Origin of the sequence: Pararhodobacter sp. CCB-MM2 (genome assembly GCF_001691415.1) — a bacterium.
Classification (GTDB): Bacteria; Pseudomonadota; Alphaproteobacteria; order Rhodobacterales; family Rhodobacteraceae; genus Pararhodobacter.
The window spans coordinates 38,015-55,183 of the sequence record NZ_LRRR01000013.1 but is presented as its reverse complement, the minus strand read 5'-3'; the positions used below and the strand labels follow the sequence as shown (position 1 = coordinate 55,183).

The window sequence follows — 17,169 nt, the reverse complement described above, 5'->3', positions numbered from 1 at the left end:
CGATGGCAGGCGTGGACGTACCCGCCCTGAGCGTTCAGGACATGACGGTGTCCTTCGGGCGCACCCGCACCATCGTCCGGGCCGTGGACGGCGTGTCTTTCAGCGTCGCTCCCGGCGAGATCTTCGGGATCATCGGCGAATCCGGATCGGGCAAGTCGACCCTGGGACGGGCGGCTGTCGGCATGATCACCCCCTCGGCCGGGGCCGTGCGACATGGTGATGTGGATCCCTTTGCGCTGAGCAGGGCCCAGATGAATGCCCATCGGCGCAAGTACCAGATCATCGCGCAGGACCCGAATGCGGCCTTCAACCCGCGGATGACGATCCTGGAAAGCGTGATCGAGCCGATGGCCATCGCCCGCACCGGGACGCGCGCTGAGAGACGGGCGCGAGCGCTGGAGATGCTGGACACCGTCGCGCTGTCGCCCGAGATGGCGATGCGCTACCCGCATGAGCTGTCGGGCGGCCAGAAGCAGCGCGCGAATATCGCCCGTGCTCTGGTCCTGGATCCCGAGGTGCTGGTCTGTGACGAGGTCGTCGCGGCGCTTGATGTGTCGATTCAGGCGGACATGCTGAACCTGTTCTGGCGGCTCAAGCGTGATTTCAACCTGACCTACCTGTTCATCAGCCACGACCTGAACGTCGTCAGCCATATCTCGGATCGGGTGGCGGTGATGTATTTCGGCAAGATCATGGAGATCGGCCCGGCCGACGACGTGATGAACCGTCCGCTGCATCCCTATTCCGAGGCCCTGCGCTCGGCCGAGCCAGAGATAGCAGCTTACGAACAACGGGCGCGTGAGCGGATCATCCTTCAGGGTGAGATCCCCAGCGCGCTCAATCCGCCTGCGGGTTGCCGTTTCCACACCCGGTGCCCCCGGGCGGTGGACCTCTGCGCCAGCAATGAACCTGACCAGCGTGAGCTGATCCCGGGCCGCTTCGTGGCCTGCCATTTCGCCGAAGAGATGCTGGCGCGCTTCCTGCCCGTGGGAGGCGGGCAAGAAGCTGAATGCGTCAGCCAAGAGTGAAACGTCGCGGCAACGCATGCCGCAAACAGGGAGAGAGAAATGCACAGAGTGATCTATGACAACACCCTGCGCCCGAGCCGTCGCTCGGTGCTCAAGGGCGCCGCTGCTCTTGGTGCGGGGATGATGCTGCCGCATGGCGCCATGGCGCAGGACAGCACCCCCCGGCGGGGCGGGACCTTGCGGGTTTCCATGCCGTATAATCCGGCCTCGCTGGACCCGATCACCGGGCGCAACCTGCCCGACTTCAACTCGCTCTTCACGATTTACGATGCGCTGATCGGCTTCGACGACACCACGCTGGAGCTGAAGCCGATGTTGGCGACCAGCTGGGACTGGGCGGACGACACCACGCTGGTGCTGGAACTGCGGGAGGGTGTCAGCTTCCACGACGGTACGCCCTTCGACGCGGAAGCGGTGGTGTTCAACTTGCGTCGGGGGCTCGATTACGCGCGCTCGAATGTGAAATCCGACCTCAATGGCGTCGAGGAGATTACCGCGACCGGGCCGCTTCAGGTCTCGATCCGTGTGGGGGCCCCGAATGCGGCGCTGCCGGCGGTGCTGTCGAACCGGGCGGGCTGTATGGTGTCGCCGGCCTCCGTGCAGGCGGCCGAGGAAGGGAATATTGATCGCGCGCCGGTCGGCACCGGACCCTTCCGCTTCGTCGAATGGCGTGACAACGACCTGATCAGCGTGACGCGCAACGATGATTACTGGCAGGGCCCGGATCTGCCGTATCTCGATGCCATCGAGTTCCGGATCATCAATGAGCTGAACACCGCGGCGCGGACCGTCACCTCGGGGCAGGCGGATGTGGCGCTGAACCTCGCGGCGCAGCAGATCATGGTCGCCCGCCGGTCCGAGGACATCATTGCCACGGCGACAACGTCGATGACTTACTACACCGCCTTCTTCAACTACGCCCGCGGCCCGCTGGCGGATGTGAAGGTACGGCAGGCGATGAACTATGCCCTGAACCGCGCGGACCTGCAGCAGGTCCTGATGCTGGGCCTGGGCGAGGCGACCTCGACCATCTTCCCCAGCGAATTCTGGGCGACCGGACCGGATGCCGCGACGCATTATGCCTACGATCCGGACCGCGCCCGTGCGCTGCTGGCCGAGGCAGGCCATCCCGACGGTCTGGTGATCGAAACGCTGTCATGGCCGGATCAGGCCGCGATGCAGCGCACCGAGATCATCGGCGAGCAATTGGCGCAGGTGGGTATTCGCCTGAACGTCACGCCCGTGCAGCCCGCGCAAGCCATCCAGGTCTTCATGATCGAGGAACAGGGCGACATGCTGATCTCGCCTACGGGGGGCAACCCCGATCCCTCGCTGGCCTATGATCGCCAGTTCTCGGGGACGGCGTTGCGCAACGCGGGCAAGATCGAGCTGCCGGGTTACCGCGAGCTTCTGGATGCCACGCTCTCGACGCTGGATTTCGATGCCCGTCGCGAGAAGCTGCTCGAGCTGGAGCAGTTCGTGATCGAGAACGCCCTGCACCTGCCGCAATACATGTCTGCCGGCATGTCGATCCAGACCGGCAAGGTGAAGGATTTCACCTACGGCATCCTGACGGCACCGCGGCTTGAAGCCGTGTGGCTGGACGAAGCCTGACGGACGACGCCTGATCAGGGCGAGAAGGGGAGGAACGCCATGCATGGCGTAGGCAGAATGGTGCTCCGGCGCCTGGCGCAGCTGATACCGGTGATGATCATCGCGACCTTCGTGGTGTTCGCGCTGGTGTTCCTGATGCCGGGCGATCCCGCCGTCACCTTGGCGGGCGAGTTCGCCTCGGAGGCCCGGATTGAGGAAATCCGTGCGCTCTATGGCTTCGATCAACCGTTCCTCGTGCAATATGCGAACTGGTTATGGAACGCGTTGCACATGGACCTCGGTCGGTCGCTGTTCTCGAACGAGGAGGTCAGCACGCTGATCCTCTCGCGTCTTCCCCATACCGTCCTGTTGGTGGTCTACGCGCTGATCCTTGGCGCGGTCACGGGTGTCCCCTTGGGCATTCTGGCTGCGACAAGGCAGGGCACACGGCTGGACAAGGCGATCACCAGCTTCGCCTCGCTGGGCGTTGCGGTGCCGAACTTCTGGCTCGGCATCATCCTCGTCTCGACCTTCGCTCTGGATTGGCGGCTGTTACCGGCGACGGGGGCGGTCTCGATCTTCGAGGACCCGCTGCAGGCGATCTACTATGCGACCCTGCCGGCCTTCGCGCTGTCGACCAACGTGACAGCGGTGCTGACGCGGCAGGTCCGGTCCGCATTGCTGGAGGTGCTGGGCTCACAGTTCATCCGGACGCTTCGGGCGAAGGGCCTGCGCCCGCACGCGGTGCTCTGGAGCCATGGCCTGCGGAACATCGCTGCCACCATCCTCACCGTGGCGGGGTTGCAGTTCAACCTGCTGTTCTCGTCTGCGGTGATCGTGGAATCCGTCTACGCGGTGCCGGGCGTCGGCTCGCTCATCAGCTACTCGGCGCTGAACAAGGACTTCCCTGTCGTGCAGGGCGTGGCGCTGGTTCTGGTGGTGCTGGTCATCGGCATCAACCTGCTGGTCGATGTCCTGAACTCCATTCTTGATCCCCGCGTGGCGGCCTCGACATGACCGATCTCAATGCAAACGGGCGCAACATGGCTCGGACAACCACCCCGTCGCCATCGGTGACGCCCTCGCGTCTTGCGGCGTTCCTGCGCTGGCTGCGTAGCGATCTACGCGCGGCCTTGGCGCTGACCTATCTGCTGATCCTTGTGCTGGCGGCCGTACTGGCCCCTTTGCTGGCACCTTATTCGCCGACCGATCAGAACATCATGAACATGCTGGCCGAACCCTCGGCCGAGCATTGGCTGGGCACCGATGATCTGGGGCGGGACACCCTCAGCCGCCTGATGTATGGCGCCGGCAACGCGCTGTATGCGGCCGGGCTGGCGGTTGGCGTCGCGGTGGTGATCGGCGTGCCGGTGGGCGTGTTCATCGGCTTCGTCGGCGGCTGGATCGACGAGGTCGTCAGCCGGGTCATCGACGCCGTGCTGGCTTTCCCGCCGATCGTGCTGGCCGTCGCCATCACCGGCGCGCTGGGCATCGGGCTCACCAACGCCATGCTGGCTGTGGGCTTCGGGTTCGCGCCGTATCTGGCGCGGACGATGCGGGCCCAGACTTTGGTGGTGCGCGGCTCTCTCTATGTCGATGCCGCGGTCGGCTTTGGCGCCTCGCGGTTCCACTTGATCCGCAAGCACATCCTTCCCAACGCTATCCAGCCTGTTATCGTCGAAGTGACGCTTCTGCTGGCCGTGGCCCTTCTGGCTGAAGCGGGTCTGAGCTTCCTGTCACTGGGCGTGCAGGCGCCCGAAGCCAGCTGGGGCGGCATGCTGGCACGCGCCTATTCCTATATCGAGATCGCCCCCGCGCAAATGTACGCGCCGGGCTTCGCCATCCTCTGCACAGCCCTTGCTTTCAACGCCTTGGGCGAGTCGATCCGGGTGCTGCTGGACCCGACGGTCAAGCGGCACTGACGACCCCTCTTTCGCGTGTCAGCGAAGGCCCGGACCATACATTCGGGGGCGGAGCGACTAGATTGGGCCATGACGGCGGGTTCGCATCGGCGAGGTTGCCGTCATGGCGTGCAGGAGCCGCGCGGCCTTTGTCCCTTGCTGCTGACTGCCGTTGGTTGCACGCCACGCGTCCGCTGCCACAGCAGGCGGTGACCGGGCGTCAGAGCCGTCCTAGTCGCCGCGCCAGCCGTCCGCCCACGCGGCTTCAATACGCTTCACCGTCTCGTGCAACATGCCGACGTAAGCCGGCACCTGATCATCCCCCAGCCGGTCGATCGGGCCCGAGATGCTGACCGCGGCGACAACGGCGCCATGCCGGTCGCGCAGCGGCACCGAGACGCCCTTTGCGCCCTCGTTCACCTCGCCGACGGCCACGACATAGCCCTGCTCGCGGATCTGCTGCAGCTGGGCGCGCAGCACGGCGGGATCGGTGACCGAGCGTTCCGTCACCTTGACCAGATTGGTGCAGACGCGCTCGATCAGCGCCTCGGGGGCCCAAGCCAGCTGCGCCTTGCCGCCCGACACCAGTTGCAGCGGCGCCCGCGCGCCCAGATGCGCCAGCGTGCGCACGACCGAGCGGCTCTCGATCCGGTCGGCGACGAGGTTCATCAACCCGTCGCGCGTGTTCAGCATGACATTCTCGGGCACTTGCTCGGCCAGCCGGATAAGCTCGGGATGGGCGGCCGTGACCAGCGAGTTGCGACCGACCGCCAGCGCGCCGATCTCGAACATCTTGTAGGTCGTCTCGTAGAGGGTGCTGTCGTCGACCTGCCGGACGTAATCCAGCTCCTGCAGCGTCTGCAGCAGGTGGAAGGCGTTCGAGCGGGTCATCTCGTTCTGCCGGGCGATATCGCTCAGCCGCATCGGCCCGCCGGCGCGCGACATGGATTCCAGCATGCGAAAGGCCTTGGCGACGGATTTCAGCATGCTGTGTCTCCCCGGATCGCGGCCAGCGCCCGGTCGCGTTCGCGTTCCAGCAGGGCCAGATGGCGCGGCCTGTCCTCAGGGCGGAAACGGCTGGCCGGGCCGAGGATGCCGATGGCCCCCAGCGCGGGCGCGTCCCCCGCACCGAAGCGGATCGCCAGCTCGAACGTGTGGCGCTCCGGATGCTCGGCCAGCAGGGCCACGCCGTCGCGGGTGGTCAGCGCGGTGCCGAAGGCCGTGTCCGCCGGGTCGAAACGGCTGTTCTCGGTCAGGATCGCGGCGGGCGAGCGGCCGGGCAGGGCGGCGGCCATGACCACCATGCCCGAGGGCGTCGGCAGCATGAAGGCCGCGGTCTCGCCGCTCTCACGCGCCAGGGTGTCGAGATAGGGCATCAGCGCATCGCGATAGGGAAAATGCGCCGAGACGCGCTGGCCGAGGCTGACCAGCTTCAGGGACGGCACGTAATGGCGCGCGACGGGGTCGTGCTGCAGATAGCCCGAGGCGGTCAGCGTGGTCAGCGTGCGGTGGATGTTGCTCTTGGGCAGGCCGGTGTTGCGCGCGAGTTCGGTGACCGTCACGGGGGCATCCGCGAAGATCGCGCGCTCGAGGATATCGAGGCCTTTCAGGAGGGTGCTGTCCATATGCGCTCAGGTCCCGGTCGCTGTCCCTTTCCTGATAGAGTTCCAACATGTGGAACGCAACGGGGATGACGTGCGGGACCCGCAGCGCTATGGGGTGGCGGTGACGATGGGGCCCAGCTTGCCTTGCCCCCATTCGGTCCAGGACCCGTCATAGAGCCGCGCCCGCCGTCCGATCCGCGCCAGCCCCAGCGCCAGCACGCAGGCGGTGACGCCCGAGCCGCAGCTGAGTACCGGCTCCGGCCCGACCTCGGCGAACATGTCGCGCAGGGTCTCGGGCGTGGCGAAACGGCCGTCCGGGCCGGTCAGCGTGGCGAAGGGGCGGCAGACAGCGCCCGGCATGGCGCCGGATTTCAGCCCCGCGCGGGGCTCGGGCGCGCGGCCGTCGAAACGGTCCTGCGCGCGGGCATCGACCACCTGTGCCGTGCCCTGCCGAAGGGCCTCGGCCAGCGCAGTGCCGGTCAGGACCCGTGCGGCGTCGAAGGGCCAGTCGCGCGGGGCGACGGGCGTGACCTCGACGGGGCCCGAAGCGACGGCATGCCCCTCGGCCCGCCAGCGCGCCAACCCGCCGTCGAGGACATGGACATTCTCCAGACCAAACAGCGTCAGAGTGAACCAGACGCGCGGCGCGCTGAAATGGTTGAGGCTGCGGTCGTAGACCACCACCGGCCGGGTGCCGTCGATCCCCAGCGCCGCCATCGCCCGCGCGAACGTGTCCCCGTCCGGCAGCATATGCGGCAGCTCGGTGCCCGGCGCGCTGATCGCGTCGATGTCGAAATGCCGCGCGCCGGGGATCCGGGCCTCGACCACGGCGGCGCGGGCCTGTTCCGGCGCGGCGCCAAGGCCATAGGTCGCGTCCAGCACGACGACGTGGTCCAGCCGTTCGGCCAGCCAGCTCGGGTCAATCAGGGGATCGGTCACCATCGCACCTCTCAGGGGAATATCTTGCCGGGGTTCATCAGGCCTGCCGGGTCGAGCGCCGTCTTGAGCCGCCGCATCAGCGCCAGCGCCGGCCCATGCTCGGCCTCCATGTATTTCCGTTTCCCAAGCCCGACGCCATGCTCTCCGGTGCAGGTGCCCTCGACAGAGAGCGCCTTTGCCACCAGCGCGTCGTTGAAGGCCTTCACCGCCTGCATTTCGGCCTCGGAATTGGTGTCGACCGAGAAGACCACGTGGAAATTGCCGTCGCCGACATGGCCCATGATCGAGGCCGGGACCGGCACATCGGCCAGAAGGCCCTTGGCGTGCAGGATGCAGTCGGGCAGGGCCGAGACCGGCACGCAGACATCCGTGGCCCAGCCCTTGGCGCCCGCGCGCTGGTTGACCGTCGCGTTATAGGCCGAGTGCCGCGCGCGCCAGAGCGCGTTGCGCTCCTCCTCGCGTTCGGCCCAGCGAAAGCCGGTGCCGCCATGGCCCTCGGCGATCTCGCCGAACAGCGCGATCTGCTCTTCCAGCGCGGCGGGCGCGCCGTGGAATTCGAGGAACAGCGTGTCGGTCTCGGCCTCGGCGCGCTGCGAGAAGGCGTTGACCGCGCGGATACAGCCCGCGTCCAGATATTCGACCCGCGCCAGCGGCAGGCCCAGCTGGATCGCCTCGATCGCCGTGCGGCAGGCGGCATCCGGATCGGGGAAGCGGCAGACGGCCGAGCGGATCTGTTCGGGCCGCCCGAAGAGCCGCAGAGAGACCTCGGTGATCACGCCCAAAGTCCCCTCCGAGCCGAGGAACAACCGCGTCAGGTCATAGCCCGCGGCGCTCTTGCGGGCGCGCCCGGCGGTGCGCAGGATCTCGCCCTCGGGCGTCACCACGGTGAGCGACAGTACCGCCTCGCGCATCGAGCCATAGCGCACCGTCGTCGTCCCCGAGGCCCGCGTCGCCGCCATCCCGCCCAGCGTCGCATTGGCGCCGGGATCGACCGGGAAGAACAGCCCGCTGTCGCGCAGATGGTGGTTCAACGCCTCACGCGTGACCCCGGCCTGCACAGTGCAATCCAGATCCTCGGGACTGACGCGCAGCACCCGGCCCATGCGCGTCATGTCGAGGCAGACCCCGCCCTGCGGCGCGCTGGCATTGCCCTCGAGCGACGACCCCGCGCCGAAGGGCACGATGGCCAGGCCGTGGCGGGCGCAGAGGCGGACGATGGCGGCGACTTCGTCGGTGCTCTCGGGCCAGACCACGGCATCGGGCAGGCCCGGGGCGTGATGGGCCTCGGTCCCGGCATGCAGGGCACGCTCGGCCTGACTGTCCGAGACGCGCGCGCCCAGCAGTTCCCGCAGGGCGGACAGGGCCGTGTCATCCATCGTCATTCTCCGTCCTCGCTGGTGGGTTTGGTATGGGGTGTTCTGGAATATGGAACATAATGCCAAATAAAGAAACAGATTGCGCCGCCCGACGTCAAGCGCCGTTTGCGGGTCGGTGCCCGGGCCATGCGGCCTCCCGGCTTGACAGGGGCACTTGCTGCGGGCGATATGTTTCTTATCGCGTCAACTTGTTCCGTATTTTGGAACGAATGAGGCTCCCGGAGGGATTATGACCAAACGCACCGCACCGATTTCCATCGACCGCATCATCGAGCCGCATTCGGTTGCCCTGATCGGCGCCAGCGAAGATTACCGGAAGTTCGGTGGCCGGATCCTGCATCACCTCTTGGAGCATGGCTATGAGGGGCGGGTCTTCCCGATCAACCCCAAGCGCGACGAGATCCTCGGGCTGCCGTGCTACGCCTCGGTCGCCGACCTCCCCGAGGCGCCGGATCTGGCGCTTGTCGCGGTGCCCGCCTCCGCGCTGGAACAGACCATCGAGGCCTGCGGCAGGGCCGGGGTCGGCGCCTGCGTCGTCATCACCGCGCAGCTGGGCGAGTTCAGCGCCGAGGGCGCCGCACTCGAAGCGCGCATCGTCGCCCTCGCCAGGGCGCATAACATGCGGCTCATCGGGCCCAATTGCATGGGCCTCATCGTGCCGTCGAACCGCATGGCTCTGTCCTCGACCCCGACGCTGCGCTACGCCGAGGCGATGCCGCAGGGCCGGGTCGCCTTCGTCAGTCAGAGCGGCGCGATGATGGGGACGCTGTTCCTGCAGGCCTATGACCATGGCGTCGGGCTGTCGGGCATGGTCAGCATCGGCAATCAGGCGGATCTGGAGCTTTGCGACTTCCTTGAGGGCTTCATCGATCATGCCGGCACCGAGGTTATCTGCCTCTATGTCGAGGGGCTGAAATCCCCGGCCCGCTTCCGTGACCTCTGCCTGCGCGCGCGGTCCGCGGGCAAGCGCATCCTCGCGGTCAAGGCCGGGCGGACCGAGGCCGGCTCGACCATGGCGCGCTCGCATACCTCCAGCCTCTCGGGCTCGTTCTCGGCCTTCGAGACGCTGTGCCGCGAGACGGGTGTGATCCTGATCGACGATCCCGACGCGATGATCCTCTGCGCCGGCATGCTGGCCCGCAACCCGGCCGCCAAGGCGGCGGGGGCGGGGATCGTCTGCGCTTCGGGCGGCGGCGGCGCGATCCTTGCCGACCAGCTGGCCCTGCGCGCGCTGCCGGTCACCGCCTATGCCGAGGCCACCCGCGCGCGGCTCTCGGCGGATTACCTGCCTTCGCATCAGAACAACCCGCTCGATCTGGGCGGCCATGTCGGCGGGCTGGAATTCGGCATCTTCCAACGCGCCATCGACGCGATCCACGATGATCCCGGCGTCGGCATCCTCGTCTATGTGATGACCCCGCAGCCGATGATGCCCGAGACGCTGGAGCATGTGATCACGACCTGGCAGCGCGGCGAGAAACCGGTGGTGCTGGTCCTGAATACCTCGCGCTTCGGGGCCGAACTGCGCGAGCGGGCGCTGGCCTCGGGGATCCCCTTCGTCACGCGCACCGACGACCTGTTGCGCGTCCTTGCCACCTTCCGCGCGGATGCCGAGGCGGCGGGCGTGATGCGTCTGCGCGAGCCGGCCCGCCCCGCCGATCTGCCCGCGCCCGCGATCGCGGCGACGGGGTTCCTTACCGAACCCGAGGCGAAAGCCATCCTGCGCGCCTATGGCGTCGCGGTGCCGGCGGCGACCCTGTGCGAGACGGTCGAGGCGGCGGTTTCGGCGGCGGCGGTAACGGGCTATCCGGTGGTGCTGAAGGGCGTCGTGGCCGATGTGGTGCACAAGAGCGACCTCGGCCTCGTCAAGGTCGGGATCGGGGACGAGGCGGCCCTGCGCCGTGCCTTCGCCGAGATCGCCGCCGCCATCGCGCAGGCCGCGCCCGGGGCCGCCCTGCGCATCGATGTGCAGCAAATGATCGGCGCGGGGACCGAGCTGATCGTCGGCCTCAGCCGCGAGGAGGGTTACGGCCCGCAATTGGTGCTGGGCGCGGGCGGCATCCATGTCGAGCTGCTGAAGGACGTGGCGCAGAGGCGCGCGCCGGTCTCGCCCGCCGAGGTGCGGAGCATGCTCGAGGGGCTGCGGATCTGGCCGCTTCTGGACGGTGCGCGGGGGCAGGCGCCGCTGGCGGTCGACGCCGCCTGCGAGGCCATCGCCCGACTGTCCTGGCTGGGCGCGGACCTTGGCGAGAGGCTGACAGATTTCGAGGTGAACCCGTTCCGCGTCACCGAGGACGGGGCCTATGCGCTCGACGGGCGCGGCACGCTGGCCTGAAACCCGCCCCAGTTCTGCACGAAGCCGCAGGCGTTCCTCGCCTGCGGCTTCGTCGTTCCGGGGCGGCGGCGGAGGGAATCATGCGTGGCCTTAGGGCGAGGGGCAGGGGGCGCGTAGCGGGACCCGTGAGGGATCTGCCGAGGCTTTGTCGGCGCGCGTGATGGGCAGATGCGGTGAAGCCTGAGAACGCTGGGCGCTCTCACGCAAAATTCTCTCATATAATCAGAGTTCTGCGAGCACGATGCTCAAGGATCTCGTTCGTCGTACCTCGGCTGGAGTTCCATTATTTGGAACATAATATCTGTTTACGAAACACTTTGCGCTATGTTACGAATTTCCATGGGAGGCGCACTTGGGGAGAGTTGCGCCGTCATTGGGAGGATGAACCATGAAATTCAGCGTTTTCGCTTTGGCCGCTGCTGGCGCCTCGGTGCTCGCCGGGGGCGCGTCGGCACAGGACTGGCCCGCGCGGCCGGTGACGATGATCGTCCCCTACAACCCGGGCGGCACGACCGACATCCTCGCCCGTCTCGCCGCCGATGCCATCGCCGCAGCGATCGGCCAGCCGGTCGTCGTCGACAACCGTCCGGGCGCCGGCGGCGTCGTGGGCGCGACGCTGGCCGCAGGCGCGGACAATGACGGCTACACGATCTTCTTCGGCAACAACGCCACCAATGTTGTCCAGCCGCTGATCAACCCGGCCGTGATGTATGACGCCGTTACCAGCTTCGACGGCATCGCCACCACCGCCGACGCCGCCGTTTTCATCGGCGTGGGCTCGGCCACCGGGGTCACCGATCTCGACGGCATGGTCGCCTATCTCAACGCCAATAGCGCCAAATACGGCTCGGCCGGCGTGGGCTCGATGGGGCAGTTCTCGACCGAGTATTTCCTGCAGCAGACCGGCACGCAGGCGACGCATATTCCCTATCAGGGCAGCAACAATGCCGTCGCCGCGATCCTGTCGGGCGAGATCGAGTTCATGGCCGACCCGGCGGTGACCCGGCAGATCGACTCGCCGATGATGAATGTGATCGCCGTCCTCTCGGCCGAGCGTCACCCGGGCTATCCCTCGGTGCCGACCGCCGTCGAGCAGGGCTATGACCTCAGCCTGACCGGCTGGTTCGGCATCTTCGCGCCCGAGGGCACCGACCCCGCCATCATCGCCGCGATGAGCGCACCCTTGGCCGACATGGTCGCCAGCGAGGCCTATCAGGAGCAGGTGCTGACCATGGGCCTGCTGCCCAACTACCGCGACGCGGCGGCGACCGACGCGGTCGTGGTCGACGACACCGCGGTCTTCACCCAGATCCGCGACGCCGCCGGCATCTCGATCAACTGACCCTCCTCCCCGGCGGGCCGCGGGCGCTCACGCGTCGGCGGCCCGTTTGGACCATCACACGCGAGCGGGCCATGATCTCTCAGCACATCCATTATTCCGAAGCCGACGGCATCGCCGAGATCACCCTCGACCGGCCGGCCAAGCGCAATGCCCTGACCGGCGCGATGTTCGCCGATCTCGAGGCCTGTTGGACCCGTTTCGCCGAGGGCGACGCGCGGGTCGCCATCCTGAAGGCGAGCGACGACGCTGTGTTCAGCGCCGGGGCTGACCTCACCGACCCGCCCGAGCAGTTCTGGCATGGCGTGCCCGAATTCGGCTTTCGCTGCGACAAGCCGATCATCGCGGCGATCAGCGGCAAGGCCATTGGCGCGGGGCTGGTGATGGCGCTGATGTGCGACTTCGTGATCCTCTCCGAGACCGCCGAGCTGATCTATCCCGAGGCCCGGGTCGGCATCGCCAAGGGCGCGGCCAGCGTGCTGGTGCGGCGCGGCCCGCTTCGGGTGATCATGGAGATGCTGATGACCGGCGATCCGCTTTCGGCACAGCGCGCCTATGAGACCGGGATCGCCAACCGGCTGGTGCCCGCGGGCGAGCATGTCGCCGAGGCCCGCCGCATGGCGCGGCAACTGGCCGACAACGCGCCGCTGGTGGTGCAGATGCTCAAGCGCCTGTCGCTCGACGCGGCCGGCTATGCGCCGGTCCAGACGATGTTCGACGTCACCAGACGGGTCGAGCAGGTCGTCGGCAGTCAGGACGCCATCGACGCGCTCGAGGCCTTTCGCAACAAGCAGAAGCCCGTGTTTCACGGGCGCTGACCCCCTACGCTGACCGGAACCGCTGAACGGGAGGATCCCGATGACCAAGACGGCGCGACAACGGCCCCCGCTACGCCATATCCTGACCTCGAAATCCGGCCTCGGCGCGCTGCTGCTGTTCCTCGCGGCGGCGGTGACCTTCTCCGAGGTCGCAAAGCTCCGGCTGGGCACGGCTAGCGCGATGGGGCCGGGCTATTTCCCGGCGCTCTTGGGCGGGCTCTTTGTCCTTTTCGGCCTGATCCTGGCCGTCGAGGCCTGGCAGAAGCCCGATGAGCGCCTCAACCCCGGCCCGCTGAAACCCGCGCTGCTGGTCATGGGCGCCATCGTCCTCTTCGCGCTGCTTTACCGGATCGCGGGGGGCGCGCTGGCGATCACCGGGCTCCTCGTCGTTTCGGCGCTGGCCGAGCCGAACCGGACGTTGAAGGAGCTGGCGCTGCTGGTGCTGGGGGTCATCGTCTTCGTCTGGCTGGTCTTCGTGCTGGCCCTCGATTTGCAATTCGACATGCTTCCGACGTGGTTGACGCGATGATCGACAATCTTCTTCTGGGCTTCCAGGTCGCCCTTTCGGCGCAGACGCTGATGTATTGCTTCATCGGCGTGTCCATCGGCATGTTCATCGGCGTGCTGCCCGGCGTGGGGCCGCTGGCGGCGATCTCGATGCTGCTGCCGATCACCTATTACATCACGCCGACGGATGCGCTGATCATGCTGTCGGGCATCTATTACGGCGCGCAATACGGCGGCTCCGTCGCCTCGATCCTGATGCGCCTGCCGGGCACGGCCTCCTCGGCGGTGATCTGCCTCGACGGCTACGAGATGACCCGCAACGGTCGCGCCGGCGCCGCGCTGTTCCTCTCGGCCATCGCGTCTTTCATCGGCGGCACCATCGGCATCATCCTGATGGCCGGCTTCGCCCCGGCTCTGGCGAATTTCGCGCTGCGCTTCGGCAGTCAGGAATACTTCCTGCTCATGGCGCTGGGCCTAGTCGCCGCCTCCACCCTGTCCGAGGGCTCGGCGGTGCGCGGGCTGGCCATGGTGGTCTTGGGCGTGGTGATCGGCATTGTCGGCCTCGACCATACCTCGGGGACGATGCGCTTCGTCTATGGCCAGTTCGAGCTGATGGACGGCGTGAGCCTCGTCGCCTCGGCCATGGGCCTCTTCGGCCTGTCCGAGATCCTGTCCAACATCGGCGGCCGCGACCGGCCCCTGCCGACCGAGAAGGTCTCGATGCGCACGATGATCCCGACCCGGCGCGAGTTCCTGGATTCGCTGCCGGCGATCTGGCGTGGCACGGCCATCGGTTCGTTCTTCGGCACGCTCCCCGGCACCGGATCGACCATCGCCTCGTTCTTCTCCTATGCCTCGGAGAAGAAGCTCTCGCGCAACCGCGCGCGGATGGGGCAGGGCATGGTCGAGGGCGTCGCCGGGCCCGAGGCCGCGAACAACTCGGCCGCGCAGACCGCCTTCATCCCGACCCTGACGCTGGGTGTGCCGGGCGACGCGGTGATGGCGCTGCTGCTGGGCGCGATGATCGTGCATGGCGTCAATCCGGGCCCGCAGATGCTGCAGGAAACGCCCGAGATGTTCTGGGGTCTGGTCGCCAGCTTCTGGCTGGGCAATTTGATCCTGTTGATCTTCAACTTGCCGATGATCGGTCTCTGGGTCGGCATGCTGCGCATCCCCTACCGGGTGATGTATCCGGCGATCCTGGTGCTGGTGGTGATCGGCACCTATTCGATCCGCTACTCGGTCTTCGACATCTACCAGCTGCTGGCCTTCGGCGTCCTCGGCTACATCCTGCGGGTGCTGGCCTTCCCGGCGGCGCCGCTGGTGCTGGGCCTCGTCCTCGGGCCGCTGATGGAGGAGAACTTCCGCCGCTCGCTGATGTTGGCGGACGGGCATTTCACCACCTTCGCGACGCGCCCGATCAGCGCAGTGCTGCTGGTGGCCATCATCGCCATTCTCGCCGTACAGATCGTGCTGCCGCTGGTCAGCTGGTTGCGGCGCCGGGGCGAGGCGCAGGTGTAGGGCGTCCCAAAGCGGCTGCGCATCGCAGCGCCGTGTCGGGTGGCTGCCTCGTGCGTGCCAATGGACGCTGTGCTCAACAGAAATGCCCCGTCATGAGACGCACGGAACGCTCTGCGCTTTCCACGATTCTGTCTCAGGGGAAGTGGTGCCGGCGGAGGGACTCGAACCCCCGACCTTCTGATTACAAATCAGCTGCTCTACCAACTGAGCTACGCCGGCCGTCCCGCGGGCGCGGCGTTCCGAAATCCGCGTCCGACGGGCTGGTGATAGCGGCAATCCCGCAAGGCGACAAGTAGGACCTGACGGCCGCCCCGCCTGAGCCTGGAGAGAGCTTTCGGAACAAAGGCTTGGCCTGCCGGATCAGGGGCGCAAGGGGGCGCATGGGCTTGCCATCCAAGATTGGGCAAGGCTAGATGCGGGCATGGAAATCGCCTTTCATCTTGGCGTTCATCAGACGGACAAGGATTTCCTTGTCCGCTGCTTGATGCGCAACCGCGAGGCCCTGCTGCAGCAAGGCATCGCCGTACCCAGTCCGAGTCGGTATCGCCAGCAACTACGCCAACTGGCGTTTGAAATGAGGGGCGCGGAAACCTCGGCCGAAACGCAGGAGGCCCTGCTCGACGGTATTCTCGATGAGGATGACGTGCAGCGCGTGGTCTTCTCGGCTGAGAACCAGCTGTCGCTGCCACGTTGGGTGGTCAGCGACGACCAGCTGTACCACGCAGCGGCGGATCGGGTAGCCTTGCTGAAGCACCTGTTTCCTGAGGCGTCGCTGCAACTGTATCTGGCAATCCGCAACCCGGCCAGTTTCCTGCCGGCGCTGGTGGCTGACGACAAGTCCGGCAAGATCCTCGAGCAGATCCAGAAGAGCGACCCCTTGGCCCTGCGCTGGTCGCGCCCCATCGCCGAGATCGCCGAGGCGCTGCCCGATGTGCCGATCACCGTCTGGTGCGAGGAAGACGTGCCGCTGCTATGGCCCGAGGTGTTACGCGCGGTATCGGGACATAGCCCTGAGTTGGTTCTGGACGGCTGGCTTGCGCGATATTGGTCGATGGTCACGCCGGAGGCCCATGAAGCCATGCGCCGATGGTTCCAGAACAATCCCCCGATCGACGATGCGTCTCGCCGCAAGACCCTGTCGGTCATGCTGTCACGAATGGCCAAGCCCGAGGCGGTTGAAAGCGAGCCGATGCTGCCGGGCTGGACCGAGGCGACCGTGGACGCGCTCGATGCGCTCTACGAGGAAGATATCGACCTGATCGCGACCCTGCCGGGTGTCACGCTGCTCGAAATCTGAAAGGGCCGCCCCGGACCGATGACACGGGGCGACGCCGTCGTCACTGCATGCCCAGGGCCGCTTTGTACAGGTCGAGGACGGCCTCTTCCTCGGCAATCTCGTCGGGCTTCTTCTTGCGCAGCGCGATGATCGTGCGCAGGGCCTTGGTGTCATAGCCGCGCCCCTTGGCTTCGGCCATCACTTCCTTCTGTTGGTCGGTGATGTCCTTCTTCTCGGCTTCGAGATGCTCATAGCGCTCCACGAACGAGCGGAGCTCGTCGGCGGTCACGTCATAGGCGGTGTCGGTGCTGCTCATGTCCGGCCTCTTCGGGTTGTCTGGATGCGGTGTTCCTAGCCAAGCGGGTCGCCCGGGGCAAGACTGATGGGGCAGAGGCCTTGGCCCTGCGGCGACGCTGCGCTTGCCGCGCCGGGCGGGGGAGGCTAGAGCGGGCGCGTTGCAACAAGGAGACGCCGATGACGACGGGCGAGATCTTGATCTGGGCTGGGGCCGTGGTGACGCTGGCCGGCGTCGCTGGGCTGGTGGCCTGCGTGCTCTACGTCCTGCGCCTGCGCCGCGCCGGGCTCGATGACGAGAGCCTGCGCAAGGGGCTGCAGAAGGGCGTGATGTGGAACATGGCGTCGCTGTTCGTCTCGGTGCTGGGCCTGATGGCGGTGATCGTCGGCATCACCCTCGGCTGACCCTCGGGGAAGCCGGGCAGGGCGGCCAAAACCGTCTCCTGCCCACTTCGACCACCCACGCACCACGCGCGGGTCACCCGAATAGCGCGTTGCCCTCGCCACGCGCCCCTCTCATCTTCGTTCCGAAAATATCCCGGGGGTGAGCCCGCAGGGCGAGGGGGCAGCGCCCCCTTCCTTCCAGGGGCCGAGTGCAGCGACGCCCCTCGGTCGCCCAAGACCTGCGTGCCGGAGGC

Annotated in this window: 16 protein-coding genes and 1 tRNA gene; 11 read left to right on the top strand and 6 right to left on the bottom strand. The window is 67.1% G+C overall.

The features are described from left to right. The first annotated feature begins 11 nt into the window (after nt 1-11). The 4 genes from BCY78_RS13815 to BCY78_RS13800 are packed head-to-tail and all read left to right on the top strand — an operon-like array spanning nt 12 to nt 4,543. The gene (locus tag BCY78_RS13815) at nt 12-1,028 is read left to right on the top strand and encodes an ABC transporter ATP-binding protein (RefSeq protein ID WP_199523156.1); all 1,017 of its coding nucleotides are present in this window, start codon (nt 12-14) and stop codon (nt 1,026-1,028) included. A 39-nt stretch (nt 1,029-1,067) separates the two neighbouring features. Further along, entirely contained in the window at nt 1,068-2,642 is a 1,575-nt protein-coding gene (locus tag BCY78_RS13810; protein WP_068302855.1) for an ABC transporter substrate-binding protein, read from the top strand. Nucleotides 2,643-2,699: 57 nt separating this feature from the next. Then, nucleotides 2,700-3,638 carry an ABC transporter permease gene (locus tag BCY78_RS13805; protein WP_199523155.1) on the top strand — a complete coding sequence of 313 codons (939 nt, stop codon included), beginning with the start codon at nt 2,700-2,702 and terminating at the stop codon, nt 3,636-3,638. Nucleotides 3,639-3,664: 26 nt separating this feature from the next. Continuing rightward, a complete protein-coding gene (locus BCY78_RS13800) occupies nt 3,665-4,543 on the top strand; it encodes an ABC transporter permease (protein WP_068302985.1) in 879 nt (292 codons plus the stop codon). Nucleotides 4,544-4,753: 210 nt separating this feature from the next. Here BCY78_RS13800 and BCY78_RS13795 read toward each other — a convergent pair whose 3' ends face one another. The 4 genes from BCY78_RS13795 to BCY78_RS13780 all read right to left on the bottom strand — a co-directional run bounded on the left by BCY78_RS13795 (nt 4,754) and on the right by BCY78_RS13780 (nt 8,441). Continuing rightward, nucleotides 4,754-5,509, bottom strand: coding sequence for an IclR family transcriptional regulator (locus BCY78_RS13795; protein WP_068302853.1), 756 nt, complete (start codon nt 5,507-5,509; stop codon nt 4,754-4,756). Continuing rightward, nucleotides 5,503-6,147 (bottom strand): IclR family transcriptional regulator, encoded by a 645-nt coding sequence (locus tag BCY78_RS13790; RefSeq protein ID WP_068302851.1) that lies wholly within the window; start codon nt 6,145-6,147, stop codon nt 5,503-5,505. Before BCY78_RS13790 ends, BCY78_RS13795 begins: the two co-directional genes overlap by 7 nt. An 87-nt stretch (nt 6,148-6,234) precedes the next feature. Next, a complete protein-coding gene (locus tag BCY78_RS13785) occupies nt 6,235-7,068 on the bottom strand; it encodes a sulfurtransferase (protein WP_068302850.1) in 834 nt (277 codons plus the stop codon). A gap of 8 nt (nt 7,069-7,076) precedes the next feature. Beyond that, the gene (locus tag BCY78_RS13780; RefSeq protein ID WP_369808703.1) at nt 7,077-8,441 is read right to left on the bottom strand and encodes an FAD-binding oxidoreductase; all 1,365 of its coding nucleotides are present in this window, start codon (nt 8,439-8,441) and stop codon (nt 7,077-7,079) included. A gap of 229 nt (nt 8,442-8,670) precedes the next feature. On the opposite strand from BCY78_RS13780, the gene BCY78_RS13775 reads away from it, so the two are divergent. From BCY78_RS13775 to BCY78_RS13755, 5 genes are all read left to right on the top strand, one after another. Then, a complete protein-coding gene (locus BCY78_RS13775; protein ID WP_068302846.1) occupies nt 8,671-10,776 on the top strand; it encodes an acetate--CoA ligase family protein in 2,106 nt (701 codons plus the stop codon). A gap of 388 nt (nt 10,777-11,164) precedes the next feature. Beyond that, the gene (locus tag BCY78_RS13770) at nt 11,165-12,118 is read left to right on the top strand and encodes a tripartite tricarboxylate transporter substrate binding protein (protein ID WP_068302845.1); all 954 of its coding nucleotides are present in this window, start codon (nt 11,165-11,167) and stop codon (nt 12,116-12,118) included. A gap of 71 nt (nt 12,119-12,189) precedes the next feature. Further along, the gene (locus BCY78_RS13765; protein WP_068302844.1) at nt 12,190-12,933 is read left to right on the top strand and encodes an enoyl-CoA hydratase/isomerase family protein; all 744 of its coding nucleotides are present in this window, start codon (nt 12,190-12,192) and stop codon (nt 12,931-12,933) included. A 40-nt stretch (nt 12,934-12,973) separates the two neighbouring features. Beyond that, a complete protein-coding gene (locus BCY78_RS13760; protein ID WP_068302843.1) occupies nt 12,974-13,462 on the top strand; it encodes a tripartite tricarboxylate transporter TctB family protein in 489 nt (162 codons plus the stop codon). Next, nucleotides 13,459-14,961, top strand: coding sequence for a tripartite tricarboxylate transporter permease (locus tag BCY78_RS13755; RefSeq protein WP_068302840.1), 1,503 nt, complete (start codon nt 13,459-13,461; stop codon nt 14,959-14,961). The genes BCY78_RS13760 and BCY78_RS13755 overlap by 4 nt, the downstream gene beginning before the upstream one ends. Nucleotides 14,962-15,104: 143 nt before the next feature. Here the strand turns inward: BCY78_RS13755 and BCY78_RS13750 are convergent. After that, nucleotides 15,105-15,180, bottom strand: a tRNA-Thr gene (locus BCY78_RS13750). A gap of 202 nt (nt 15,181-15,382) precedes the next feature. On the opposite strand from BCY78_RS13750, the gene BCY78_RS13745 reads away from it, so the two are divergent. Then, nucleotides 15,383-16,258, top strand: a complete 876-nt coding sequence (locus tag BCY78_RS13745; RefSeq protein WP_068302838.1) for a hypothetical protein — start codon at nt 15,383-15,385, stop codon at nt 16,256-16,258. 40 nt (nt 16,259-16,298) lie between these two features. On the opposite strand, the gene BCY78_RS13740 is transcribed toward BCY78_RS13745, so the two are convergent. Further along, the gene (locus BCY78_RS13740; RefSeq protein ID WP_068302836.1) at nt 16,299-16,553 is read right to left on the bottom strand and encodes a DUF2312 domain-containing protein; all 255 of its coding nucleotides are present in this window, start codon (nt 16,551-16,553) and stop codon (nt 16,299-16,301) included. Between the two features lie 158 nt (nt 16,554-16,711). Here BCY78_RS13740 and BCY78_RS13735 point away from each other — a divergent pair, with 158 nt between their 5' ends. Then, on the top strand, nt 16,712-16,936 hold the full coding sequence (locus BCY78_RS13735; protein ID WP_068302833.1) for a hypothetical protein: 225 nt from the start codon (nt 16,712-16,714) through the stop codon (nt 16,934-16,936). The last annotated feature ends 233 nt before the right edge of the window (nt 16,937-17,169 follow it).

Coding starts and splice junctions, on each gene's coding strand:
- BCY78_RS13770 (WP_068302845.1), top strand. CDS start 11,165: ATGAAATTCAGCGTTTTCGCTTTGGCCGCTGCTGGCGCCTCGGTGCTC.
- BCY78_RS13805 (WP_199523155.1), top strand. CDS start 2,700: ATGGTGCTCCGGCGCCTGGCGCAGCTGATACCGGTGATGATCATCGCG.
- BCY78_RS13775 (WP_068302846.1), top strand. CDS start 8,671: ATGACCAAACGCACCGCACCGATTTCCATCGACCGCATCATCGAGCCG.
- BCY78_RS13765 (WP_068302844.1), top strand. CDS start 12,190: ATGATCTCTCAGCACATCCATTATTCCGAAGCCGACGGCATCGCCGAG.
- BCY78_RS13755 (WP_068302840.1), top strand. CDS start 13,459: ATGATCGACAATCTTCTTCTGGGCTTCCAGGTCGCCCTTTCGGCGCAG.
- BCY78_RS13735 (WP_068302833.1), top strand. CDS start 16,712: ATGACGACGGGCGAGATCTTGATCTGGGCTGGGGCCGTGGTGACGCTG.
- BCY78_RS13810 (WP_068302855.1), top strand. CDS start 1,068: ATGCACAGAGTGATCTATGACAACACCCTGCGCCCGAGCCGTCGCTCG.
- BCY78_RS13780 (WP_369808703.1), bottom strand. CDS start 8,441: ATGGATGACACGGCCCTGTCCGCCCTGCGGGAACTGCTGGGCGCGCGC.
- BCY78_RS13740 (WP_068302836.1), bottom strand. CDS start 16,553: ATGAGCAGCACCGACACCGCCTATGACGTGACCGCCGACGAGCTCCGC.
- BCY78_RS13790 (WP_068302851.1), bottom strand. CDS start 6,147: ATGGACAGCACCCTCCTGAAAGGCCTCGATATCCTCGAGCGCGCGATC.
- BCY78_RS13800 (WP_068302985.1), top strand. CDS start 3,665: ATGGCTCGGACAACCACCCCGTCGCCATCGGTGACGCCCTCGCGTCTT.
- BCY78_RS13760 (WP_068302843.1), top strand. CDS start 12,974: ATGACCAAGACGGCGCGACAACGGCCCCCGCTACGCCATATCCTGACC.
- BCY78_RS13795 (WP_068302853.1), bottom strand. CDS start 5,509: ATGCTGAAATCCGTCGCCAAGGCCTTTCGCATGCTGGAATCCATGTCG.
- BCY78_RS13785 (WP_068302850.1), bottom strand. CDS start 7,068: ATGGTGACCGATCCCCTGATTGACCCGAGCTGGCTGGCCGAACGGCTG.
- BCY78_RS13745 (WP_068302838.1), top strand. CDS start 15,383: ATGGAAATCGCCTTTCATCTTGGCGTTCATCAGACGGACAAGGATTTC.